At 62.3% G+C, this 25,203-nt stretch carries 19 protein-coding genes; 8 read left to right on the plus strand and 11 right to left on the minus strand.

Annotation, left to right across the window (positions count from 1 at the left end; all coding sequences use genetic code 11):
• Positions 1-3: 3 nt before the first annotated feature.
• Positions 4-1,611 carry an ATP-binding protein gene (locus L1P09_RS19180; protein WP_235768007.1) on the minus strand — a complete coding sequence of 536 codons (1,608 nt, stop codon included), beginning with the start codon at positions 1,609-1,611 and terminating at the stop codon, positions 4-6.
• Positions 1,608-2,306: a response regulator gene (locus L1P09_RS19185; RefSeq protein WP_009682568.1), complete on the minus strand. Its 699-nt coding sequence runs from the start codon at positions 2,304-2,306 to the stop codon at positions 1,608-1,610. Before L1P09_RS19185 ends, L1P09_RS19180 begins: the two co-directional genes overlap by 4 nt.
• A gap of 747 nt (positions 2,307-3,053) precedes the next feature.
• Here L1P09_RS19185 and L1P09_RS19190 point away from each other — a divergent pair.
• On the plus strand, positions 3,054-5,933 hold the full coding sequence (locus L1P09_RS19190; RefSeq protein ID WP_054905934.1) for a ribonucleoside-diphosphate reductase subunit alpha: 2,880 nt from the start codon (positions 3,054-3,056) through the stop codon (positions 5,931-5,933).
• A 649-nt stretch (positions 5,934-6,582) separates the two neighbouring features.
• Positions 6,583-7,833 carry a ribonucleotide-diphosphate reductase subunit beta gene (locus L1P09_RS19195; protein ID WP_029885549.1) on the plus strand — a complete coding sequence of 417 codons (1,251 nt, stop codon included), beginning with the start codon at positions 6,583-6,585 and terminating at the stop codon, positions 7,831-7,833.
• A gap of 677 nt (positions 7,834-8,510) precedes the next feature.
• Here L1P09_RS19195 and L1P09_RS19200 read toward each other — a convergent pair.
• The 9 genes from L1P09_RS19200 to L1P09_RS19240 form a co-directional block, all read right to left on the minus strand.
• On the minus strand, positions 8,511-9,770 hold the full coding sequence (locus tag L1P09_RS19200) for a type II toxin-antitoxin system HipA family toxin (protein ID WP_154211817.1): 1,260 nt from the start codon (positions 9,768-9,770) through the stop codon (positions 8,511-8,513).
• Positions 9,763-10,080, minus strand: a complete 318-nt coding sequence (locus tag L1P09_RS19205) for a helix-turn-helix domain-containing protein (RefSeq protein WP_029885558.1) — start codon at positions 10,078-10,080, stop codon at positions 9,763-9,765. Before L1P09_RS19205 ends, L1P09_RS19200 begins: the two co-directional genes overlap by 8 nt.
• A 166-nt stretch (positions 10,081-10,246) precedes the next feature.
• The gene (locus L1P09_RS19210; protein WP_009682572.1) at positions 10,247-11,089 is read right to left on the minus strand and encodes a hypothetical protein; all 843 of its coding nucleotides are present in this window, start codon (positions 11,087-11,089) and stop codon (positions 10,247-10,249) included.
• A gap of 95 nt (positions 11,090-11,184) precedes the next feature.
• On the minus strand, positions 11,185-11,976 hold the full coding sequence (locus L1P09_RS19215; RefSeq protein ID WP_154211818.1) for an IclR family transcriptional regulator: 792 nt from the start codon (positions 11,974-11,976) through the stop codon (positions 11,185-11,187).
• Between the two features lie 60 nt (positions 11,977-12,036).
• A complete protein-coding gene (locus tag L1P09_RS19220) occupies positions 12,037-13,347 on the minus strand; it encodes an MFS transporter (RefSeq protein WP_054913804.1) in 1,311 nt (436 codons plus the stop codon).
• A 58-nt stretch (positions 13,348-13,405) separates the two neighbouring features.
• Positions 13,406-14,554: a galactonate dehydratase gene (gene dgoD / locus L1P09_RS19225; RefSeq protein ID WP_154211819.1), complete on the minus strand. Its 1,149-nt coding sequence runs from the start codon at positions 14,552-14,554 to the stop codon at positions 13,406-13,408.
• Positions 14,555-14,592: 38 nt separating this feature from the next.
• Entirely contained in the window at positions 14,593-15,213 is a 621-nt protein-coding gene (locus tag L1P09_RS19230) for a 2-dehydro-3-deoxy-6-phosphogalactonate aldolase (RefSeq protein ID WP_154211820.1), read from the minus strand.
• Between the two features lie 12 nt (positions 15,214-15,225).
• Positions 15,226-16,200, minus strand: coding sequence for a 2-dehydro-3-deoxygalactonokinase (locus L1P09_RS19235; RefSeq protein WP_154211821.1), 975 nt, complete (start codon positions 16,198-16,200; stop codon positions 15,226-15,228).
• 215 nt (positions 16,201-16,415) lie between these two features.
• Positions 16,416-18,797, minus strand: coding sequence for a glucose/quinate/shikimate family membrane-bound PQQ-dependent dehydrogenase (locus L1P09_RS19240; protein WP_054905979.1), 2,382 nt, complete (start codon positions 18,795-18,797; stop codon positions 16,416-16,418).
• 312 nt (positions 18,798-19,109) lie between these two features.
• On the opposite strand from L1P09_RS19240, the gene L1P09_RS19245 reads away from it, so the two are divergent.
• The 6 genes from L1P09_RS19245 (at position 19,110) to L1P09_RS19270 (ending at position 25,137) form a co-directional block, all read left to right on the plus strand.
• Complete coding sequence (locus L1P09_RS19245) at positions 19,110-20,354, plus strand: OprD family porin (protein WP_235768008.1); 1,245 nt, start codon at positions 19,110-19,112, stop codon at positions 20,352-20,354.
• A 158-nt stretch (positions 20,355-20,512) separates the two neighbouring features.
• Positions 20,513-21,319 carry an NAD-dependent epimerase/dehydratase family protein gene (locus tag L1P09_RS19250; RefSeq protein WP_009682575.1) on the plus strand — a complete coding sequence of 269 codons (807 nt, stop codon included), beginning with the start codon at positions 20,513-20,515 and terminating at the stop codon, positions 21,317-21,319.
• 24 nt (positions 21,320-21,343) lie between these two features.
• Positions 21,344-22,225, plus strand: coding sequence for a glucurono-1,5-lactonase (locus L1P09_RS19255; protein WP_235768009.1), 882 nt, complete (start codon positions 21,344-21,346; stop codon positions 22,223-22,225).
• A gap of 67 nt (positions 22,226-22,292) precedes the next feature.
• The gene (locus tag L1P09_RS19260) at positions 22,293-23,264 is read left to right on the plus strand and encodes a TRAP transporter substrate-binding protein (protein WP_029885563.1); all 972 of its coding nucleotides are present in this window, start codon (positions 22,293-22,295) and stop codon (positions 23,262-23,264) included.
• Between the two features lie 64 nt (positions 23,265-23,328).
• Positions 23,329-23,856 (plus strand): TRAP transporter small permease, encoded by a 528-nt coding sequence (locus L1P09_RS19265; protein ID WP_009682578.1) that lies wholly within the window; start codon positions 23,329-23,331, stop codon positions 23,854-23,856.
• Complete coding sequence (locus L1P09_RS19270) at positions 23,857-25,137, plus strand: TRAP transporter large permease (protein WP_009682579.1); 1,281 nt, start codon at positions 23,857-23,859, stop codon at positions 25,135-25,137.
• Positions 25,138-25,203: the final 66 nt, after the last annotated feature.

Here is a 25,203-nt window from a genome sequence, read left to right on the forward strand (position 1 = left end):
CGCCTACAGCGGTGCCTGCTGGCGCGGCCAGTTCAGGCTGAAGCAGGCGCCCCCCAACGTCGCACTGCGCCCTACCGTGGCTCGCCCGGCATGCCAGTAGATGATCCGCCGCACAATCGAAAGGCCCAGGCCATGCCCGCCCGAGGCGCGGGTGCGGCTGTCGTCCAGGCGGGTGAACGGCGTGAAAATGCGGTCCCATACCCCCTCCGGGATCCCTGGGCCATCGTCTTCCACATCGATGCGGCAGCGTTGCTGCCCCAGCTGGTAGCTCAGGCGTACCTGCGACTCGGCGTGGCGCATGGCATTGCCGACCAGGTTCTGCAGCGCCCGGTGCAGGTAGCGCGGCTCCGCCTCGACCCAGGCGCCATCGGCATCGGCCCCCTGGCACTCACCCCGCTCGACGCGCACATCGGCACGCAGCGGCGCCAACTCGTCGATCACCCGGTCGAGCAAGGCATCGATGTCAATGCGCTGGAACTGCAAGGCCGGCGCGCCTTGCTCCAGGCGCGCGTAAGTGAGCATTTCGTCGACCAGCTTGTCGAGGTCCTGGATGTCGCCGTCCATGCCAGCCAGGTGCTTGGCGCGCGCCTGCTCGGTGCTGGCACTTTCGATCATCTCCAGGCCAAAGCGCAGGCGCGCCACCGGCGTGCGCAACTCGTGGGATACCGCGCGCACCAGCTCACGCTGCATGGTCAGCGAACGCTGCAAGTGCTCGGCCATGCCATTGAATGCAGCGGCCAGGCGCCCTACCGAGTCGGTGTCGCCAGCCGGTACGCGCGTGTCCAGGCTGCCCTGGGCGATGCGTGTGGCGGCAACTTCCAGGCCCGACACGCGGCGCTCCAACTGGCGGACCAGCAAGTAGACCACCAGACCGATCAGGCACAGGCCCAGAAACGCGATCAGGACCAGCAACTGCGGCGGATACGGGTTGAGCTGGTACAGCGGGCCGATCTCCAGCACCCAGGGCGAGCCGGTCAACCCGGCGAACACCCGGATCGAATCGCCATCCTTGCCCAGCGCCATCACCGTGTCGCCCTCCTCGACCCTGTGCCGCTGGTCATCGTCCAGGCTGACGCGCTCGATCCGTTGCAATGCAACGCCAAAGCCGAAGCCTTTTTCCTGCGTCAACTGGGCCAGGCGCTGCTGTTGTTCGGTGACCGGGTAGCGCACCAGCTCATCGGCCAGCAGATAAAGCGTCGCGCGTGCCAACTGCTCGCTGATCTGGTTGATCTGCGCCACCAGCATCAGGTCTTCCTGGCCAACCTTGCGCAGCACCTGTGCCGCATGCGGGCCGGTTTTTTCCACCACCACCAGGCCACGGGCCAGGCGCGCACGCTGGGTGCCATCAAGCCGGCGGGCGCTCATCGGCTGCAGCGCCAGTGGCACGCCGAGCAGGCGCTCCCAGATCAACAGCGAGCGCTTGCGTTCGGTTGCGTTCTGCACCGCCAGGTTGTCCGCCATCAGGCTGAAGGTGCCTTGCGCCAGGCGCTCACGGTGCTGGGCGGCGAGCACCTCGTTGACCAGGTGCAGGCTGAGCACGCCCAGCAGCGCCACCAGTACCAGCACCGCCAGCATGCCGCCATAGATGCGCAGGAAAATCGAATTGTTCATGGCGCCTCGCCGACGAACAGGTAGCCCTTGCTGCGCAGGGTCTTGATCAGCCGCGGCTGCAGCGGGTCATCGCCGATCTTGGGGCGGATCCTGGAAATGCGGATGTCGATGGAACGGTCCTGGCCGTCGTAGCCAACACCACGCAGCGCAGTGAAGATCTGTTCGCGGCTAAGCACCCGCCCGGCATTGCTGGCCAGCAGCCAGAGCAAGTCGAATTCGGCGCCGGTCAGTTCGATCAGTTGCTCACCCAGGCGCGCCTCGCGCAGCCGGTTGTCGATGTGCAGGGCACCGAACGCCAGGTCCTGGCGCTTGCTGTCCAGGGCTTCGCTACGGCGCAGCAAGGCCTGGATACGCGCCAACAGCAGGCGCGGGCGCACCGGCTTGCAGACATAGTCGTCGGCGCCCAGGTCCAACCCGTGGATCTGGTCGAGTTCGTCGCTGCGTGCGGTGAGCATCAGGATCGGCCCAGGGTACTGGTTGCGCGCCCGGCGGCAGATGCTCAAGCCGTCCTCGCCCGGCAGCATCAGGTCGAGAATGACCAGATCAGGTTGGCTGTCGACGATCCGACGCACGGCACGCGCGCCATCGCCCTCGACCGCGACCTCGAAGCCGTTGGCCTGCAGGTATTCGGCGGTCAGCTCGGCCAGGCGCGGGTCGTCCTCGACGATCAGAATGCGGGGTTGGGTCTGGTCCATGGCTTTGGCCTTTTTATTCTCTGGATCGCAATCTTGGCCTTTGAGCGTATGACTGTAGATCTTTGCTGTCCATGAAATCGAGCGGGGCCCGCACGGTGCTCGATCTGACAGGCAGCAACCCGCAACAGCCACGCACCTGCCCCCCTTGGCTCGAGCGTTTTTTGTGGTAGGGTGCGCGCCCGCAAAAACTGCGACGGGGCGGCGAACGGCCGAAAAATACTGCAAACCACTTGGCACAAGGCCTACAGCGAATACTCACCTTTCACCCACAAAGTACCCACACGTTATCCACAGACGCTCGCCTTGCAAACACCCCAATACCGCATTATCTTGTATCCCGATCGCAGCGAACCACTAGATATAGGGGTTCGTGCAAAATCACACACAAAAGTCAACCCGCTAGATCAAACGATCTTCGGGTTGGAACTTCAAGTGATTTCAGCAGCCAAACCGCTCCTGCGGAGGCGACCGAGGCAAGCCCACCCAGGGCCTTGTTCGGGCATGGGTGTTGCAGGCCAGCCTGGCACTCATCAGCAACAGTTTTTGGGCCCAGCCCAGAACCTTTGACTTCGGCCAGGGAGCGGCAAGCCATTGCCCCTTATTCCTGAGTCTGTCCCGAAGTCGGTACGCCCGCGCGGGCGGGTGTGCATGCAGTGCGCATCCCCGTGAGGTTATCGAGCAAGTGGACGGAACGGTGGGCGCTCAAAAGGCGCCTGTACAATATAGAAACTGTGGAGACACCCACCCATGCAAACCGACACAACTCGCGAGAACCCGCAGGCCAAGGTGCCGCAGGCCGCAGATTCCCAGCAGGATCTGGCTGCTACCGCCCCTGGCCAACTGCGCGTGATCAAGCGTAACGGCACTGTCGTCCCGTACACCGACGACAAGATCACCGTTGCCATCACCAAGGCGTTCCTCGCAGTTGAAGGCGGCACCGCCGCCGCCTCGTCGCGCATCCACGACACCGTCGCGCGCCTGACCGAGCAGGTTACCGCCACGTTCAAGCGTCGCATGCCATCGGGTGGCACCATCCACATCGAAGAAATCCAGGACCAGGTCGAGCTGGCCCTGATGCGCGCCGGCGAGCAGAAAGTCGCCCGCGACTACGTGATCTACCGCGACCAGCGTGCCAAGGAGCGTGCGACCCGCGCCAACAACGACGCCGTGGTCGAGCCACACCCGAGCATCCGTATTACCTTGGCCGACGGCAGCCTGGCACCACTGGACATGGCCCGCCTGAACACCATCATCAGCGAAGCCTGCGAAGGCCTGGCCGAAGTCGATGGCGACCTGATCCAGCGCGAAACCCTGAAGAACCTCTACGACGGCGTAGCCATCAAGGACGTCAACACCGCCCTGGTGATGACTGCCCGTACCCTGGTAGAGCGCGAGCCGAACTACTCGTTCGTCACTGCCCGCCTGCTGATGGACACCCTGCGCGCCGAAGGCCTGGGCTTCCTGAACGTCGCCGAAAGCGCCACCCACCACGAAATGGCCGACCTGTACGCCAAGGCGCTGCCGGCCTATGTCGAGAAAGGCGTCGAATTCGAGCTGCTGGACCCTGCCCTGAAAGGCTACGACCTGGAGCGTCTGGGCAAGGCCATCGACCACGAGCGCGACCAGCAGTTCACCTACCTGGGCCTGCAAACCCTGTACGACCGCTACTTCATCCACAAGGATGGCGTGCGCTTCGAGCTGCCCCAGGTGTTCTTCATGCGTGTGGCCATGGGCCTGGCGCTGGAAGAGAAAGACAAGGAAGCCCGTGCGATCGAGTTCTACAACCTGTTGTCGTCGTTCGACTACATGGCCTCGACCCCGACCCTGTTCAACGCCGGTACCCTGCGCCCGCAGCTGTCCAGCTGCTACCTGACCACCGTGCCGGACGACCTGTCGGGCATCTACCACGCGATCCACGACAACGCCATGCTGTCGAAATTCGCCGGTGGCCTGGGCAACGACTGGACCCCGGTCCGTGCACTGGGCTCGTACATCAAGGGCACCAACGGCAAGTCCCAGGGCGTGGTGCCGTTCCTGAAAGTGGTCAACGACACGGCCGTTGCCGTGAACCAGGGTGGCAAGCGCAAAGGCGCCGTGTGTGCCTACCTGGAAACCTGGCACCTGGACATCGAAGAATTCATCGAGCTGCGCAAGAACACCGGTGATGACCGCCGTCGTACCCACGACATGAACACCGCCAACTGGATCCCTGACCTGTTCATGAAGCGTGTCTTCGATGACGGCAAGTGGACCCTGTTCTCGCCATCGGAAGTGCCCGACCTGCACGACCTGACCGGCAAGGCCTTCGAAGAGCGCTACGAGTATTACGAAGCCCTGACCGAGTACAACAAGATCAAGGTGTTCAAGACCATCCAGGCCAAAGACCTGTGGCGCAAGATGCTGTCGATGCTGTTCGAGACCGGCCACCCATGGCTGACCTTCAAGGACCCGTGCAACCTGCGTTCGCCGCAGCAGCACGTGGGCGTGGTCCACAGCTCGAACCTGTGCACCGAGATCACCCTGAACACCAACAAGGACGAGATCGCGGTCTGCAACCTGGGCTCGATCAACCTGCCGAACCACATCAATGATGGCAAGCTGGACACCGCCAAGCTGCAACGCACCGTGAACACCGCCGTGCGCATGCTCGACAACGTGATCGACATCAACTACTACTCGGTGCCGCAAGCGCGTAACTCGAACTTCAAGCACCGCCCGGTCGGCCTGGGCATCATGGGCTTCCAGGATGCGCTGTACCTGCAGCACATCCCGTACGGCTCCGACGCGGCTGTCGAGTTCGCCGACAAGTCGATGGAAGCGGTCAGCTACTTCGCCATCCAGGCTTCGTGCGACCTGGCCGACGAGCGTGGCGCCTACGAGACCTTCCAGGGCTCGCTGTGGTCCAAGGGCATCCTGCCACTGGATTCGCAACAGATCCTGATCGAGGCCCGTGGCCAGAAGTACATCGACGTCAACCTGGAAGAGTCGCTGGACTGGGCCCCGGTGCGCGAGCGCGTCAAGAAAGGTATCCGTAACTCGAACATCATGGCCATCGCGCCAACTGCAACCATTGCCAACATCACCGGCGTGTCGCAGTCGATCGAGCCGACCTACCAGAACCTGTACGTGAAATCCAACCTGTCGGGCGAATTCACCGTGATCAACCCGTACCTGGTGCGCGACCTGAAAGCCCGCGGCCTGTGGGACTCGGTCATGATCAACGACCTGAAGTACTACGACGGTTCGGTGCAGCAGATCGAGCGTATTCCGCAAGAGCTCAAAGACCTGTACGCCACCGCGTTCGAAGTCGAAACCAAGTGGATTGTCGATGCGGCCTCGCGTCGTCAGAAGTGGATCGACCAGGCGCAATCGCTGAACCTGTACATTGCCGGCGCCTCGGGCAAGAAGCTGGACGTGACCTACCGCATGGCCTGGTACCGTGGCCTGAAAACCACCTACTACCTCCGTGCCCTGGCCGCGACCAGCACCGAGAAGTCGACCATCAACACCGGCAAGCTCAATGCCGTTTCCAGCGGTGGCGACAGCGCCCCGGTCCAGGCAGCAGGCCCAGCGCCAGTGCCGAAGGCCTGCGCGATCGACGAGCCAGACTGCGAAGCCTGCCAGTAAGGCCTGAATGCCGCACGGGGTGCCCTTGGGTGCCCCGCGCGGCATTTTTGTATCTGCACCCCAGAGAAACCTTGCCCTTTGGCCAGCGCTCACGCGGCTCGGCAAAAGAACATGACTTCTCACAAAACGCGGTCACTGTGGGAGCGGCCCTGTGTCGCGATTGGGGTGCGAAGCGCCCCCAAGATTGCAGCTTCGCCGCATGATTCGCGGGGCCGCTTTGCGGCCCGTTCGCGACACAAGGCCGCTCCCACAAAAATCGCGCCAACACCACATAATGTGCCTTAAAAATAAAAAGCCACAACATGTAGTGCCATCCGCGTTTTGCCGCTACACTCCCTTCCCATAGCAAGCCACACAAACCCGGTGAACGGACGCACGCATTTCCGGTCGAAAAAGTTACCCTCGCCCGCAAGAGACGCGCCCCGATCCAAGGCGAAATCCGATATACTTCGCCCCCTCTGAAAAGAGCACCATTCAATTGTCCTGGCCCCTCCCCGAGGCCTGGCCAGGTACAAGCCAGAACACATTCAGATGTAAACGAGAGTCAGCCTCTCGAGCTGTCCATTCGCCGTTACGGCCTTGCGTCAGGCATCACATTCTTTAAATCCAAGCGGTTGCCCCAGGGCAACCCTCAAGCAGGAGCCAAACCATGCTGAGCTGGGACGAATTCGACAAAGAAGACGGCGAAGTAGCCGCCAAAGGCAACAACCCTGCGCAGGCCGCTGCCGCCGCCACCCTCGACAAGCTCGACAGCGCCGGCGGTGCCGCCGCCCTGGAAGCCCGTGCGGCCACCGCTGCTGACTCCGACGCGGTCAAACGTGCCAAGGCAGCCCTCGACGCCCTCGACGTTGCCGAAGGCCTGGCCGAACTGGAAGGCTCCTCGGCCCGTGTTGCGGTTGATGAAAAGCGCATGATCAACTGCCGCGCCGACCTGAACCAGCTGGTACCGTTCAAGTACGACTGGGCCTGGCAGAAGTACCTGGACGGCTGCGCTAACCACTGGATGCCGCAAGAGGTCAACATGACCGCCGACATCGCCCTGTGGAAGAGCCAGGACGGCCTGACCGAAGACGAGCGCCGCATCGTCATGCGCAACCTGGGCTTCTTCTCCACCGCCGACTCGCTGGTTGCCAACAACCTGGCCCTGGCTGTGTACCGCCTGATCACCAACCCCGAGTGCCGCCAGTACATTCTGCGCCAGGCCTTCGAGGAGGCGATCCATACCCACGCCTACCAGTACTGCATCGAGTCGCTGGGCATGGATGAAGGCGAGATCTTCAACATGTACCACGAGATCCCGTCGGTCGCGAAGAAAGCCGCCTGGGGCCTGAAGTACACCCGCGCCATTTCCGACCCGGAGTTCAACACCGGCACCGTCGAAACCGACAAGGAGCTGCTGCGCAACCTGATCGCCTACTACTGCGTACTGGAAGGCATCTTCTTCTACTGCGGCTTCACCCAGATCCTGTCCATGGGCCGCCGCAACAAGATGACCGGCGTTGCCGAGCAGTTCCAGTACATCCTGCGTGACGAGTCGATGCACCTGAACTTCGGTATCGACGTGATCAACCAGATCAAGATCGAGAACCCGCACCTGTGGGATGCGGCGATGAAGGAAGAAGCGACCCAGATGATCCTGCAAGGGACCCAGCTGGAGATCGAATACGCCCGCGACACCATGCCACGCGGCGTACTGGGCATGAACGCAGCGATGATGGAGGACTACCTCAAGTTCATCGCCAACCGTCGTTTGACCCAGATTGGTCTGAAGGAAGAGTACCCGGGGACTACCAACCCGTTCCCGTGGATGAGCGAGATCATGGACTTGAAGAAGGAGAAGAACTTCTTTGAGACGCGGGTGATTGAGTATCAGACTGGTGGTGCGTTGAGCTGGGATTGATCGTCCGGGCTGAGCATCGAGAAGGCTGCCGAATGGCAGCCTTTTTTGTTGCCTGGCAGAAGCAAAAGCGGAAGGCTCATACAGCTCCCGGCATTGTCCCTCTCTGTCCATCACGATAACGTTTCAGGGCACTTGAGACCGCCCATGGACAGGTGGATGGTGAAGCCGATTCGCCAGACACCGCGTCGCTTGCTTCGCGGGCACGCCCGCTCCCACAGGGCATTGCGTATTGCCAAAGCCTGGCTAATCCTGCAATGCAATCATCGATGGCAAGACCAGCTCCTGCAGGTATCACAAAAGCCTTCCGCAAACGGGGATACCCCCGTGGGAGCGGGCGTGCCCGCGAACACCGGCGAAGCCGGTGCCAGACACCGCGTCGCTTGCTTCGCGGGTACGCTCCTACAGGTATCACGAAAGTCTTCAGCAAACGGGGATCCTGTGGGAGCGGAGAGCCATGCTCAAAAAAGCCAAAGTGAAGAGACCTCGCCCACGCCGACAGGAGGGGTACGGCACACTCAGTTGCATGTGCCGGGACTGGACTTGCCAGTCTAAGTGGTCGTGAGCGAGGACGACTTCAGTATAGGGTTGATCGCAGAACATGCACCCCTTTGCAAACCTCGCCGAAGCGAGTTCCCCAGTCAAACGTCAACATTGCACAGCTATGCCCGCCTCCCCAATCAGCTAAGTAACGCGACGTTTTCATCGATACGGCGCTGCACCGTTTGCAAAGTGTCTTGAGTGATCAACCGCGCAAAGCTCAGCTGCGCTCGTTCTGTAAACTGGCGGGCGACTGCGCAAATACGGTCGATAAGCTGACTCGCCGCCACCTCCGGAATGTCCGCCTCGCGTGCCAAGGCAAGCATCTCCTGGCGCCCGATATCCAAAGCTTCCCCCATCACATCCATCTGGTGATACCCACCCGGGCCTTCACAGAACGTGACGTCGTAGGCAGGTGCCAGTGTCCACTCTCCGGTACGCGACATGAGGTAAGCGAAGTTCTTCGGGTGGTCGTCGCGATTGTTGAATGCCACGTTGAACACGGCACGCTCGAAGGCTCGCGCCTTCTCCCGCAAATCATTGGTACACATGTGGGTGGCACGCAAAAAATTGACATAATCCAGCGCGCCAGGCGACCTGAAATCCGCGCCGGTGAATGCGGCAAGGCTTTGCATCGGCACACGCAGGTCACCCTGGCGGTCGAAGCGTCTACTGGCAAAGGCCGCCTGCCCATTGGGCAAGCTGAAATGCTGGGTGTCCGGGGTCGCAATGCCACACAAGCGCAAGCATTCGGCGTACACCATTTCTATCGCGCAGACTTCCGGATGCTCTTCCTTGGCGGGAAACTTGATTAGCCAGGCTTCCAGACCTGGCTTGGCAACGGTGGTGAATGAGCCGCTCAACGGATCGCGATAGACCAGAGCCTTGGGCCTTGCACCTTGGGGAGAGCCACCCACCAGAAGCAGCCGCTGCAGAAATTCTCCCCCCTCCCCTTTAAGTACTTCATGAACTTCGGCCGCCAGCATCTCAAGGGGGATGTGTTGCGGTGGCTCGAACCCTTCAGTTGCGACCGGTTCGAACGACATGGCTCCCATGGCGCTGTCACCGATGTACGCCAACCGCTCCAGCGGACCAACGCGCGCGGCATTAAGGCCCCGGCGCTTGAACAAACGGTCCATCAATAACATGCCCCAGCCGTCCGGCAGCGCATCATAGACAGGGCTTGGAAGAAAAGACTGATGAGCAGCGAATCCTTTGCGCAGGTTTTCGCCCCGCAAAGGCAAGGTGTACGAGGACAGCTCAAACCCGCGCCGCCTGGCTTCATTGCTGTATTCGAAGACGATTTGCGGGCGACTGCCGACCACACTAGTGGAGGCAAGCGTACCCCACAGCCAGCGCTCTCCCCAGCCTTCGTAGTAGACGCGCACCTGCTCAGGCATCGCCCTGCCTCATCTTTATGCGTTGACGCTTGGCGCCTTCTTCATATCGGCGCAAGTCTTCCAGGCTGTCCAGCTTGGGCTGAAACAGGCCCTCCAGTTCACTGGCACGCCCGAGCACCATCGCAATCCGCACAAGGTTCTCGAAGCTGACGTTTCGTCCAGCCTCAAGACTCGAAACAGTACTGATGGCGACACCGGCTCGCCCCGCCACCTCTGCTTGCGTCAGCTGTTGAGACAAACGCTCGCTGCGCAAGCGCTCACACAGTCGTTTGACGACCTCAACGGGTTTGCTAAAGCTTAAATCCAGCATGGCAAATGCTACCCCCAGGCGCGAAGCGGTAGGGGAATTATAGGCTCACCCACAATCAACAGCACACGTAATTCCTGTAAAACATGTTTTAACGTCAAAAAATCGAGTTAATAACTGAAATACCGAAATTATTTAGCACCTGACACGAGTTCGTTGATGGATTGCATCAGGCTTCAGGCGTTGCTAAGGCCGACTCGGCTTCAAGCAGGTTGTGCAACGTATTGAGGAACAGGTCAAAGCTGATGATGCCGGTCGATACGGTCGACAGCACGGTCTGACCGTTTTCGTCCTTGATCACCACAAGTTCGGTCCACTGGCTGAGGTCAACATTGCGCAGGCTGCTCAACGCGACCTTGCGGCCATCCACGTCGAGCGCTTCACGAGTGATGGTCAGCGGTTTGGTGGTGACATTGAAGAAGTCGCCGCTCATGCGCTTGCCCCAAACCTGGGACGTTTCGAGGTAGTTGAACTGCACCGCCCCGCCGCTTTGCAGGGTGGCGAATACTGCTGGCAGGCGTTCGTTCAGGTACAGCTCGCGTACCTGCTCAAGAAACACATAAAGCTTTTGCAGGTGTGGATTGACCCGGCGAAACGGCTCACTGGCGTTACGGCGATAAGCGAGGTTGTTGATCAGGCCGGCAATGGCAGTCTGCCCAGAAGCGAACAGGTAGAAGTCGCCCATCTCGCTGAAGGGCACGTAATCGCGCTGGTTGCCTATGATCTGGCAGATGCCTTTCTCATAAACCTCATAACGGGCAGCGCGCAGTTTCTTCTGCCACAGCGCCAGGGCGAACATCACCCCACCGAGCACCGCCAGCAAGGCGATGGTGGAATAGAACAGGCTTTGCGGGCCGTTGAAGTTCTGGCCGCTGGTAGCACTCAGGTAGCCGACGAAAGCGGCCAGGCCCAGGAAGACACTGCCCAGGATAAGCATGCAGACGATCAGCGCCTTGCCATAACCATAACTGCCGAGCAGCTTGCCGGCGGACGTGACTGGGGTGGGTTGCATGGTGAAGCCTCCTTGCTTGGGGAAATGGACGTCATGTCATTGTTGGTGCTCAGACACCAGTTGTAGCGCGTGGTTCAGTGCCAACGCGCTTCAGGCTAGTGCTTTAGCCCAAGCTCTGCCGACAGCCGCGCGGTCACGCTTTTGACCACTGGTACCAGCTCGCGCATCTTTTCCTCGGGCATGTAAGGCACCGTACTGGCCACACTGACCGCCGCCACGATCCGCCGGCTGGCATCACGTACCGGCGCCGCCACGCAGCGGATCGACGGTTCATTGTCCTCCAAGTCGAAGGCATAACCGCCCGCCCCATACTCGACCATACGCTGCTCGAACTGCACCCAGGTTTGCTCGGCGTGGTGCGGCCAGAACGCGCTTTTGCCACCTGCCGGCAGGCTGGTTTCATACAACCTCTGCCACTCGGCCGGGGTGTCGTCGAGCATCAGCGCCTTGCCGATACCCGTGCGCGCCAGCGGCATGCGGTGGCCGACCCGGGAGCGCATCTCCGGCCCGTTGCGCCCCGGGGTCTTGTGCAGGTACAGCACCTCATCGCCTTCGCGGATCGCCAGGTGGATGGTGTCGCCGGTCAGCGCCGACAGCTCGTCGAGGTACGGCCCGGCAAGGGTGACCAACGGCAGCTCTTCTCGGGCCTGGAAGCCGAGTTCGATCAGCTTGGGGCCAAGCAGGTAACCGACCTGGGGCACCACGCGCAGGTAGCGCTCGTCCACCAGGCAACTGACCAGGCGGTGGGTGGTGCTGCGGGTGGTGCCGATGTGCTGGGCGATGTCCTTGAGATCGCGCGCGCCTGCGGCCACGGCCTGCACAACGGCCAGGCCGCGCAGCAGGGTCTGGGTGCCGGTAGGGGCGGTTTTGGTAGGGTCTTCCTGCATGTGCGGCCTTTATCGAAGTGCGAATGGGCGGGCGACATTATGTTCACCCGCAGGGCGCGGCTACAACTCGATGCGCTCGACCTTGCCGACCAGCAGGATGTACGACAACGCGCCAAGCAGGGCCAGCGCGGCGATGTAAGTGATCGCCGGGGCGAACGAAGCGCCGCTGGCAAGGAAGCCGATCACGATGGGTGTGACGATCGCCGACAAGTTGCCGATAAAGTTGAACACCCCGCCGGTCAGCCCGAGCAGACGCGCGGGGGCCAGGGTCGAAACCAGCGACCAGGTGATCGAGGCCAGGCCGTTACCGAAGAACGCCAGCGCCAGGAAAGCAATCACCAGCGGGGTGGAGTCGACGAAGTTGGCGCCAATGATGGCGGTGGAAATCAACAGGCCGCTGATGATCGGGAGCTTGCGCGCAAGGCCCACGCTGGCCCCACGGCGGATCAGCCAGTCGGAGAAAAAGCCCGAACACAGCACCCCGACAAAGGCGGCGAGAAACGGCAGCGAGGCCAACATGCCGGACTTGATGAAGTCCATGCCGCGGTACTTCACCAGGTAGGTCGGGAACCAGGTGAGGAAGAACCACAGTGTCGAATTCAGGCAGAACTGGCCGAGGTAAATGCCCCAGAGCTTGCGCTGTGTCAGCACGATGCCCAGGTCGGCCCAGCTGAACCTGGCCTTGGTCTTGGCCTGCTCCTGCTGGATATCCACCAACCCGCCACCTTCGCGGATCAGTTCGATCTCGGCCTCATTGGCACCCTTGAAATCGCGCGGTTCGCGATACACCGCGTACCAGATCACGCCCCAGAGGATGCCCACCGCGCCGGTGGCGACGAACACCATGTGCCAGCCGAACGCATGCTGCAGCCAGGCCAGCACCGGCGTCAGGAACGCCAGGCCGACGAACTGCCCGGAGGTGTAGAAGCCGATGGCCGTGGCCCGCTCCCGCTCGGGGAACCACGTAGTGACCACGCGGCTGTTGATCGGGTATGCCGGCGCCTCCAGGGCGCCGACCGCCATGCGCAGCACGAACAGCGCGATGAAGCTGGCCGCGAAACCAAGCATCACCGTGGCCAGCGACCACAGCACCAGCGCCACGGTATACAGAATGCGCGGCGGTACGCGGTCGACCAGCCAGCCGCCTGGGATTTGCATGGCAGCGTAGGTCCAGCCGAACGCCGAGAACACCAGGCCGACGTGAATCGGGTCGATGCCCAACTCGCTGGTCAAGGCCGGTGCGGCAATCGACAGATTGCTGCGGTCCAGGTAGTTGATCACCACCGTGATGAACAGCAGCACCATGATGAAAAAGCGCTTGCGGCTGGGCGCCGACAGGGTCGCCTGCCCGGTAAGGGTATGCGGGTGCATGAGCAGTGCCTCTTGTTATGGTTATTGAGGTCGTTTCAACGCAGTTGGGGCCAGGCAGTCACCACTCGGCAAAGCTGCCATCGGCGTGACGCCACACCGGGTTGCGCCAGCGGTGGCCGACAGCGGCGCGCTCGATCACGTACTCCTCGTTGATCTCGATGCCCAGACCAGGGCCGTTGGGGATCTTGACCATGCCATGCTGGTAGTCGAACACGCCGGGGTCGCGCACATAGTCGAGCAGGTCGTTGCTCTCGTTGTAATGAATGCCCAGGCTCTGCTCCTGGATGAAAGCGTTGTAGCAGGCAGCGTCAAGCTGCAGGCAGGCCGCCAGGGCGATCGGGCCCAGCGGGCAGTGCAGCGCCAGGGCGACGTCGTAGGCCTCGGCCATGTTGGCGATCTTGCGGGTTTCGGTGATGCCGCCGGCATGCGACGCATCGGGCTGGATGATGTCGACGTAGCCTTCGCTGAGCACGCGCTTGAAGTCCCAGCGCGAGAACAGCCGCTCACCCAGCGCAATCGGCGTGCTGGTCAGCGGCGCCAGTTCTTTCAACGCTTCGTAGTTTTCACTGAGCACCGGCTCTTCGATGAACATCAGCTTGTAAGGGTCGAGTTCCTTCATCAGCACCTTGGCCATGGGCTTGTGCACGCGGCCATGAAAGTCCACGCCAATGCCCACGTTCGGCCCTACCGCATCGCGCACGGCAGCGACGTTGGCCAACGCCTGGTCGACCTTGTCAAAGGTGTCGAGGAACTGCAGTTCCTCGGTGCCGTTCATCTTCACGGCGGTGAAACCACGTGCCACGGCCTCTTTTGCCGCTTGCGCGGTGTCAGCGGGTCGATCGCCGCCGATCCACGAATACACGCGGATCTTGTCGCGCACCTGGCCGCCGAGCAGGTCGCTGACCGACACACCCAGCGCCTTGCCCTTGATGTCCCACAACGCCTGGTCGATACCCGCCAGGGCGCTCATGTGGATGGCACCACCGCGGTAGAAGCCGCCGCGGTAGAGCACGGTCCAGATATCCTCGATGTTGCGCGGGTCCTTGCCGATCAGGTAATCGGACAGTTCCTCGACGGCGGCAGCCACGGTGTGGGCGCGGCCCTCGACAACAGGCTCGCCCCAGCCGGTGACGCCCTGATCGGTTTCGACCTTGAGGAAGCACCAGCGCGGCGGAACGATGAAGGTGGTCAGCTTGGTAATTTTCATCTGCTTGTCTCTCTTGTTGGATGCAGTGCAGGGCCGGCTCAGCGCAGGCTCTGCCAGGCGCTCACGTAAGCCTTGGCAGCGGCCTCGACCTGTTCAGGGGTCATGCCTGGCTTGTACAGGCCGGAGCCCAGGCCGAAGCCCCGGGCGCCAGCGGCATGGAACTGCTGCAGGTTGCCGGGGGTGATGCCGCCGACCGGCGCCAGCACGGTGCCGGCGGGCAGCACGGCAAGCCAGGCCTTGACTACCTCTGGACCCAGTTGCTCGGCCGGGAACAGCTTGAGCACATCGGCCCCTTGCGCCAAGGCGGCAAAGGCTTCGGTCGGTGTGGCGACGCCTGGTGCCAGGTACAGGCCTGCCGCCTTGGCAGCACGCAGTACAGCTGGGTCGCTGTGGGGCATGACGATCAGCTGGCCGCCCGCCTCTTTCACCTGCGCGACCTGGGCCGGCGTCAGCACGGTACCTGCACCGATCAGGCAATCGGCAGGCAGGGTGCGACGCAGCAGGCGGATACTGGCGAACGGGTCAGGCGAATTGAGCGGTACTTCGATGATGCGAAAGCCGGCGCTGTAGAGCACTTCGCCAACCGCAGCCGCTTCATGCAGTTGCAAACCGCGCAGAATCGCGATCAGGCCGTTGTGTGCCAATGCTTGTTCGAGCATGTCGAGCTCCCTTCAGGATGAATGAACCAGGCCGGCGGCAAGCGCCAGTTGCCAAAGACCGCGCTCGGTGGCCTGCTCGGCGACACTCACATGGGTGAAGCCGCATGCCTGCAGGGCCCGGCTGTAACGCGCGCACAGCGGGCCGTTGCCGATCAGCAGGATTTCCGGCAGGTGCACACTGTGGCGCCGCTGGCGCTGCAGTTTGGCCAGCGCAGAAAGTTCATGGCCGATCAGGAGACCCGACAAGTAATCGGGCTGGGCGCTGGCGCTCAGCTCACCGGTCAGGCCGAGGGTGCGGGCGCTGAACAGGGTGGACAGCGGGCCGATCTCCCCCTCGGCGGAGCAGGCGGCCTGCACACCGAGGTCGAAGGCTGGCGCATCGAACGCGGCGCCGCGCTGCTGGGTACGGCCAAGGATGCTGTGCGCGCTGAGCACGGCAAACATTTCGCCGGTCATGAAGGTATCGAAGTGGACGATGCAGCCATCGACAACCTCTACCCATTTCGAATGACTGCCGGGCAGGCCGATGAGCAGGTCATCGGTATTCACCCCAGGCAGCGCGCCCAGCACCTGCGTCTCTTCACCCCGCATGACATTGGGCAGGCGCGCGTGCTGGATCACGCCGGGCACGATATGCACCTCGACGCCGCGAAGGCTGCCGACAGTTTGCAGCGCGCCACCGAGGCTGGCGACGTTGGCCGGGGTTTCGCGGTACGCGGCCTCGCGCCAGCCCTGGGCGCTGCCGACCATGCCACAGGCAATCACGGGCAGCCCTGGCTGGGCGTCGAGCCAATCGCCACAGGCGTCGTCGAATGCCAGTTCGAAACCGTCATTGCAAAGTTGGCCGTTGATCAGGCGCGGGGCTTTTGGCAAGTGCATGATGCCGCTGGGCAGGGTGCGCACATCCAGCACCTGGCCTTGCGCGGCGAGTTTGTAAGCACGAAGGGAGGTGGTTCCCCAGTCGAGCGCGATCAATTGCGCCTGCATCGCTTCACCTGTTCTGTTTTTGGCAGTGAGTGAGGCGACTATAAACTTGGGCGGAGGAAAATTCCAATATGTAAAACATAATCCCATATATAGGGATTTTGACTTCGTCTTGTGGGAGGCCACTGGGTCGCGACATGCCCGCCATCAAAAAAGCCCGTGAAACCAAGCGCCGGCCGCGCGGTGCTCGATCTCACAGGCCTTGAACCTGCCGCCGCTTACTCCGGCAGGGCAAACGCCATCACATAGTCCCCTTGCCGGGTACCCAACGAGCCATGCCCGCCGGCCATCACCAGCACGTACTGGCGACCATCCTTGCCGGTGTAGGTCATCGGCGTGGTCTGGGCACCGGCCGGCAGGCGCCCTTCCCAAAGCACCTTGCCATCGCGCACGTCATAAGCACGCAGGTACTGGTCGAGGGTGCCGCTGAGGAACGCCAGGCCGCTGGCGGTGGTGAAGCTTCCACCCAGGCTCGGCACGCCCATGGTCAGCGGGATCGGAATGGGCGAGCTGTCACGTACGGTGCCGTTCTTGTGCTTCCAGATCACCTTGTGGGTGGTCAGGTCCACTGCGGCCACATAGCCCCAGGCCGGTGCCTGGCAAGGCAGCCCCAGCGGCGACAGGAAAGCGCCCATGATCACGCCATAAGGCGCCCCCTTGTTGGCCTGGATGCCCTCGGTTTCACTCTTGCGCGCCGGCTGCCCGGCGATTTTCGAGGCTGGCACCAACTGCGACTTGAAGGCCATGTAGCTGGGGTTGACGAAGGCGATCTGGCGCTCCGGGTCGACCGAAATGCCACCCCAGTCGAACACCCCGAAGTTGCCGGGGTAGACCAGCGAGCCCTGCAGCGATGGCGGGGTGTAGATGCCGTCATAGCGCAGCGAACGGAAGTCGATGCGGCACAGCATCTGGTCGAACGGCGTTACGCCCCACATGTCTCGCTCACGCAGGGTGGGCGGCATGAAATTGAGCTCGGACATCGGCTGGGTCGGTGCGGTGTGATCACCTTCCACGGCGCCTTGCGGTACCGGGGTTTCGTGGATGGGCACCAGCGGCTGACCGTTGCTGCGGTCCAGCACGTAGATGCTGCCCTGCTTGGTCGATGCCATTACCGCAGGCTTGATGCCTTCGGCGGTCTTGATGTCGACCAGGCTCGGCTGGCCACCGACATCCATGTCCCACAAGTCGTGATGGGTGAACTGGTAGTTCCAGCGCACCTTGCCAGTGGCGATGTCCAGGGCCACCAGGCCGGCACTGAATTTCTCCGCCTCTGGCGTGCGGTTGCCGCCCCACTGGTCGGGCATCTGGTTGCCCATGGGCAGGTACAGCAGGCCGAGCTTCTCATCGGCGCTGATCACCGACCACACGTTTGGAGAGTTGCGGGTGTAGAACTGGCCGTCACTGATCGGCGCGGTGGCGTCGGGGTTGCCGCTGTCCCAGTTCCACACCAGCTGGCCGGTGATCGCATCATAGGCGCGGACGACGCCGGACGGCTCGTCGGTGGAAACGTTGTCGGTGACATGACCGCCAAGTATCACCAGGCCGCCGGCCACGGTGGGTGGCGAAGTGGAGTAATAGCCACCAGGGGCGAAGCTGCCGATGTTGCGGGTAAGGTCGATCTGGCCGTTGTCGCCAAAGCCGGCGCACTGTTGGCCGGTATCGGCATCCAGCGCGATCAGGCGGGTGTCGGCGGTGGGTACATAGATGCGCTTGGCGCAGGCCTGCCCTTGCACGGGGCTCGCTTGCGAGCTGGCCGTGTCGAAATAGGCCACGCCGCGGCAGGTCATGTGTGCCCAGCCTTTGAAGTTGGCCGCATTCTGCGTGCTGAGCTTGGGATCGAAACGCCAGATCTCCTTGCCGCTGTCGGGGTCCAGGGCAATCACCTGGCTATGCGGGGTGCATACGTAGAGCTTGCCGTTGACTTTCAGCGGGGTGTTTTCCGCCGTGGTCTCGCCCGGGTCGTTTGGCCCGGGGATATCACCGGTGCGGTAGGTCCAGGCCAGCTTGAGCTTGCCCACATTCTGCGGGGTGATCTGCTTGAGTGGCGAGTAACGGTCGCCAAACTCGGTACGCCCGTAGGACTGCCAGTCACCGTCAGGCATTGCCGGTGCCGTGCTGGTGGTGCCTGCCGTGTCACGGTCCAGGCGGCCGACCACGGTGTCGGGCTGGGTGAACTGGCTGGCCAGCGCCATCAGGCCCGCGGCCGCCACGCCCACACTCAATACCCCTGTACCGAGGGGATAAGGCTGGCCCTGCGTCAATGGCCTGCGTAGCCAAGGCAATAACAACATCAGGCCAAGGACGAACCAGAGGGCCAGCCGGGGGACCAGTTGCCACCAGTCCAGGCCCACCTCGACCAACGACCAGAGCGAACTCAGCAACAGCACGACGCCATAAACGCTCAATGCCTCACGTCGGCCAGCCAGCAACAAGGCTGCGGTAATCGCCAAGCCAATGCCGGCCAGCAGGTAATACAGCGAACCGCCAAGGGTTGCCAGTTTGATGCCGCCGGCCAGCAAGGCAAGGCCCATCAGCAAAAAAACCACGCCTAGCAATCTGGGCAGCAAGCGTGAGGGGTGTGAAGCACGGGTGGTGCTCATCGGTGAAATCTCCGTTTACATGGGACTGAATCAGTAAGACATCCAGCAACGAAGAATAGTGTTACTAAATGATTCTGCGACAAACTGACGAACTCGAGGGAGAGCGTTGCGACAAATGCAACAATTCGCATGTGGTCATAGTATGACTAACGCTCATTGCGAACCCCGAGCTAGAGCCTGCGCTTGATCCCTCCTCGCCGAAAGTAGCTGATTTCCGGCTACCAACGCCGTTGACAGCTGGTTTTTCACTTGCTAAAAAAGCCGAAGTTGTACGACAACACATAACAAAAACAACATCAGCGGAAGCAACCCATGTCGAAAATCTGCCAGACCACCCTCCCCTGTGCGCTGCTTGGCGCCAGCCTGCTCAGCTGCCTGCCGGGCACCAGCCTTGCCCAAGGTTTCATCGAAGACAGCAAAGCCGTGCTGGGCCTGCGCAACTTCTATATCAACCGCAACTTCACCAACCCTGCCAACCCGCAAGGCAAAGCCGAAGAATGGACCCAGAGCGTGATCCTCGATGCCCGTTCCGGTTTCACCGAGGGCCCGGTGGGTTTTGGCGTAGACGTGCTGGGGCTGTGGTCGGTGAAGCTCGATGGCGGGGGCGGCACCTATGGCACCGGGCTGCTGCCACGCCACGACGATGGGCGGCCGGCGGATGACTTTGGCCGGCTTGCCGTGGCGGGCAAGGCGCGCATTTCGAAAACCGAGCTGAAAATCGGCGAATGGATGCCGGTACTGCCAATTCTGCGCGCGGACGACGGTCGCTCACTGCCGCAAACATTGCGTGGCGGGCAGGTCACGTCCAACGAGTTTGCCGGGCTGACCTTGTACGGCGGCCAGTTCCGCGCCAACAGCCCGCGCAACGACGCCAGCATGGAGGACATGAGCTACGGCGGCGCGGTGTCGGACCGCTTCAACTTCGTCGGGGGCGAGTACAGGTTCAACCAGGAGCGCACCCTGGTGGGGCTGTGGAATGCGGTGCTCAAGGACGTGTACCAGCAGCAATACCTGCAGCTGAGCCACAGCCAGCCGCTCGGCGACTGGACCCTGGGCGCCAACCTGGGCTATTTCCAGGGCGATGACGACGGTTCCAGTCGTGCTGGCGAGCTGGACAACAAGACGTACTCGGGGATGTTCTCCGCCAAATACGGCGGCAGCACCTTCTGGGTCGGGCTGCAGAAGGTCGATGGCGATACCTGGATGCGGGTCAATGGCACCAGTGGCGGAACCCTGGCCAATGACAGCTACAACGCCAGCTTCGACAACGCCAACGAACGCTCATGGCAGGTGCGCCATGACTTCAACTTCGTCACCGTCGGCGTGCCGGGGCTGACCTTGATGAACCGCTACATCAGCGGCCGCGACGTGCACAGCGGGGTGGTGACGGATGGCAAGGAATGGGTCCGTGAGACTGAACTGGCATATGTGATACAGAGCGGAGCGTTCAAGGATTTGAGTGTGAAATGGCGCAATTCGTCGATTCGGCGGGACTACAGCAATAACGAGTTCGATGAGCACCGGTTGATTTTCAACTACCCGTTGTCATTGCTGTAAGGCTTTACGCCGCTCATTTCGCGACACGAGGCCGCTCCTACAGGGCACGCGCATAACGCCAGACTGACATTGCGTTGTCATTGACAACACTGAATCGCACCGCCAATAATCACAAAAGTCATACGACAACCTACAACAATTAACAATAAGAGCCGGTCATGACCACTACCCCCCTTAAACGCCTGCTGCTCACCGGAGCCGCAGGCGGCCTGGGCAAGGTCCTTCGCGAACGCCTGCAAGGCTGCGCCGAGGTCCTGCGCCTTTCCGACATCAACCCCATGGCCCCAGCCGCTGGCCCACACGAAGAAGTGGTCACCTGCGACCTGGCCGACAAGGCAGCCGTGCATGCCCTGGTCGAAGGCGTCGATGCCATCGTGCACTTCGGCGGGGTGTCTACCGAGCATTCGTTCGAAGAGATTCTCGGCCCCAATATCTGCGGCGTGTTCCATGTCTACGAGGCGGCACGCAAGCATGGGGTGCAACGGGTGGTCTTCGCCAGCTCCAACCATACCATCGGCTTCTACCGCCAGAACGAGCGCATCGACGCGCATGCCCCGCGCCGCCCCGACAGCTACTACGGGCTGTCCAAGTGCTATGGCGAAGATGTCGCCAGCTTCTATTTCGATCGTTACGGCATCGAAACCGTCAGCATCCGCATCGGCTCTTCGTTCCCCCGGCCACAGAACCCGCGCATGCTCTGCACGTGGTTAAGTTACGACGATCTGGTGCAGTTGATTGAGCGCGGCCTGTTCACGCCGAACGTCGGCCACACCATTGTCTACGGTGCCTCGGCCAACCGCACCGTATGGTGGGACAACCGCCATGCCGCACACCTGGGCTACGTGCCCAAGGACAGCTCGGAGCCCTTCCGCGCAGCGGTGGAAGCCGAGCCGGCGCCTGCCGCCGATGACCCGAGCATGGTCTATCAGGGCGGCGCATTTGCCGTGGCCGGACCGTTCAACTGACCGCACGCGCCAGGAGGCACGGCCATGCACTGTGAACTGATCGTCGACGCCCGCAACGGCACCGGGGAAAGCCCCGTGTGGCACCCTGGCGAGCAGGCCTTGTACTGGGTCGACATACCCGCGCGCCAGTTGCACCGCTGGCAGCCGGTGGATAATACGCACCAGGTCTGGCAGGGCGACCAGATGCTGGCCTGTATCGCCCGCAGTGGCGACGGGTGGGTGGCCGGCATGGAAAGCGGCATCTTCCAGATTCAAACCAAGGCCGACGGCAGCCTGGCCAGCCGTGTGCTCAGCAAGGTGGCACATGCGCAGCCGGGCATGCGCTTCAACGATGGCCGCTGCGACCGCCAAGGGCGTTTCTGGGCCGGCAGCATGCTGCTGGACATGCAGCAAGGCGCCCAGGTAGGTGCACTGTACCGGCATGACCGCGAGGGCCATTTGCACTTGCAGCAAGCGGGCATGGTCGTGCCCAACGGCCTGGCTTTCAGCCCCGACGGCACGCGCATGTACCTGTCCGATTCGCACCCCAGCGTGCAGAAGGTCTGGGCCTTCGACTACGACACCGACACGGGCACACCCCATAACCCGCGGCTGTTCGTGGACATGCGCAATTACCCCGGCCGCCCCGACGGTGCCGCCATCGACCAGGACGGCTGCTATTGGATATGCGGCAATGACGCCGGGCAGATCCACCGTTTCACCCCTGACGGGCGCCTGGACCGCTCGCTCAGCGTACCGGTGAAGAAGCCGGCGATGTGCGCCTTCGGTGGCGCCAACCTCGACACCCTGTACGTCACCTCGATCCGCCCGGCGGGGCTCGACCTTGGCGACCAGCCGCTGGCCGGTGGGGTATTTGCCCTCAACCCAGGCACCAAGGGCCTGGAGGAGCCAGCCTGGCGGGGCTGAGCCCCGCGACGCGCACCACACCCTTTGCACGCCCGAAACCAGATAATAAAAACCACGGAGTTTCATCATGACGTTCAAACGCAAGCTGCTTCTTGCCGTACTCCCCTTCGCCTGCAGCGTGGCCATGCCCGTTTCGGCGCTGGACATCAAGTTCGCGGAAATTCACCCCGCCGGCTACCCCACGGTGGTGGCCGAGCAGAACATGGGCAAGAAACTGGAACAGGCCAGCAATGGCGACATCACCTTCAAGATGTTTGCCGGCGGTGTGCTGGGCTCGGAGAAGGAAGTGATCGAACAGGCGCAGATCGGCGCCGTGCAGATGACCCGCGTCAGCCTGGGGATCGTCGGCCCGGTGGTGCCGGATGTGAACGTGTTCAACATGCCGTTCGTGTTCCGCGACCACGACCACATGCGCAAGGTCATCGATGGCGAGATCGGCCAGGAAATCCTCGACAAGATCACCAACTCCGACTTCAACCTGGTGGCCCTGGCCTGGATGGATGGCGGCTCGCGCAGCCTCTACACGAAAAAGCCGGTGCGCAGCCTGGAAGACCTGAAGGGCATGAAGATTCGCGTGCAGGGCAACCCGCTGTTCATCGACATGATGAACGCCATGGGTGGCAACGGCATCGCCATGGACACCGGGGAAATCTTCAGCGCGCTGCAGACCGGGGTAATCGACGGCGCCGAGAACAACCCGCCGACCCTGCTCGAACACAACCACTACCAGAGTGCCAAATACTTCACCCTGACCGGCCACCTGATCCTGCCCGAGCCGGTGGTGATGTCCAAGACCACCTGGAACAAGCTCACCCCCGAACAGCAAGCGCTGGTGAAAAAGGTAGCGCGTGAGGCGCAGATGGAAGAGCGGGTGCTGTGGGATGCGAAAACGGCCAGCAGCGAAGAGAAGCTCAAGGCCGCCGGTGTCGAGTTCATCACCGTCGACAAGAAACCCTTCTACGACGCGACCGCACCGGTGCGGGAAAAATACGGCGCGCAATACGCCGACCTGATGAAACGTATCGACGCGGTGCAGTAAGCGCGACCTTTCCTACCGACCTCGGCAGGGCCGCGTCAGCCGCCCTGCCGCTTTGGTGATGCCCATGAAAAACCTCTTTCTGCGTGCCAACGACACGTTGTACCGCGCCTGTATCTGGGTCGCCGGCCTGTCGATCCTGAGCATGTCGCTGATCATCCCGTGGGGCATCTTCGCCCGCTATGTACTCGGCACCGGGGCCAGCTGGCCAGAGCCGGTGGCCATCTTGCTGATGGTGGTGTTCACCTTCGTTGGCGCCGCCGCCAGCTACCGCGCCGGGGCGCATATGGCGGTGGCGATGATCACCGACCGCCTGCCGCCGCTGCAGCGCCGGCTGGTGGCCCTGCTGGTGCAGGTGCTGATGGTCCTGGTGTGCCTGTTCATGACCGGGTACGGCACCCAGCTGTGCATCACCACCTGGAACCAGTTTCTGGCCTCCCTGCCCAGTGTGCGCGTGGGCATGACCTATGCGCCGATCCCAATCGGTGGCGTGCTGACCTTGGTGTTTGTGCTGGAAAAACTCCTGCTGGGCGACCAGAGCCACCGCAAGGTGGTGCGCTTCGACCAACTGGAAGAAAACGAAGGAGCGGCGTAAATGGATGCGTTCATTCTGTTGGGCAGTTTTATCGCGCTCATCCTGCTGGGCATGCCCGTGGCCTATGCCTTGGGCCTTTCGGCGCTGATCGGCGCCTGGTGGATCGACATACCGCTGCAGGCGATGATGATCCAGGTGGCCAGCGGGGTTAACAAGTTCTCGCTGCTGGCCATTCCGTTCTTCGTGCTGGCCGGGGCCATCATGGCCGAAGGCGGCATGTCACGGCGGCTGGTGGCCTTTGCCGGGGTGCTGGTGGGTTTCGTGCGCGGCGGCCTTTCGCTGGTCAACATCATGGCCTCGACGTTCTTTGGTGCAATTTCAGGCTCGTCGGTGGCAGACACCGCCTCGGTGGGCTCGGTGCTGATCCCGGAGATGGAGCGCAAAGGCTACCCGCGCGAGTTCTCTACCGCCGTGACGGTCAGCGGCTCGGTACAGGCGCTGCTGACCCCGCCCAGCCACAACTCGGTGTTGTACTCGCTGGCGGCGGGCGGTACGGTCTCGATCGCCTCGCTGTTCATGGCCGGGGTAATGCCGGGGTTGCTGCTGAGCGCGGTGATGATGGGCCTGTGCCTGCTGTTCGCGAAGAAGCGCAACTACCCCAAGGGTGAGGTCATCCCGCTGCGCCAGGCGCTGAAGATTGCCGGTGAGGCACTGTGGGGCCTGATGGCCATGGTGATCATCCTGGGCGGTATCCTGTCGGGCGTGTTCACTGCGACCGAGTCGGCAGCCGTGGCGGTCGTCTGGTCATTCTTCGTGACCATGTTCATCTACCGTGACTACAAGTGGCGCGACCTGCCCAAGCTGATGCATCGCACGGTGCGCACCATCTCGATCGTGATGATATTGATCGGCTTCGCGGCCAGCTTTGGCTACGTGATGACGCTGATGCAGATCCCGTCGAAGATCACCACGGCGTTCCTCACCCTGTCGGACAACCGCTATGTGATCCTGATGTGCATCAACTTCATGTTGCTGCTGCTGGGCACGGTGATGGACATGGCGCCGCTGATTCTGATCCTAACGCCGATCCTGTTGCCGGTGATCACCGGCATCGGCGTGGACCCGGTGCATTTCGGCATGATCATGCTGGTGAACCTGGGGATCGGCCTGATCACGCCGCCGGTGGGCGCCGTGTTGTTCGTCGGCTCGGCGGTGGGCAAGGTGAGTATCGAATCGACGGTCAAGGCGCTGCTGCCGTTCTACCTGGCACTGTTCCTGGTGCTGATGGCGGTGACCTACATTCCGGCCATTTCGCTGTGGCTGCCTAGCGTGGTGCTGTAACCGCACCTCAGCCTGTAGGAGCGGCCTTGTGTCGCGATGGGCCGCAAAGCGGCCCCAGGTTTTCGG

It is taken from the genome of Pseudomonas juntendi (assembly GCF_021560075.1).
Lineage (GTDB): Bacteria > Pseudomonadota > Gammaproteobacteria > Pseudomonadales > Pseudomonadaceae > Aquipseudomonas > Aquipseudomonas juntendi.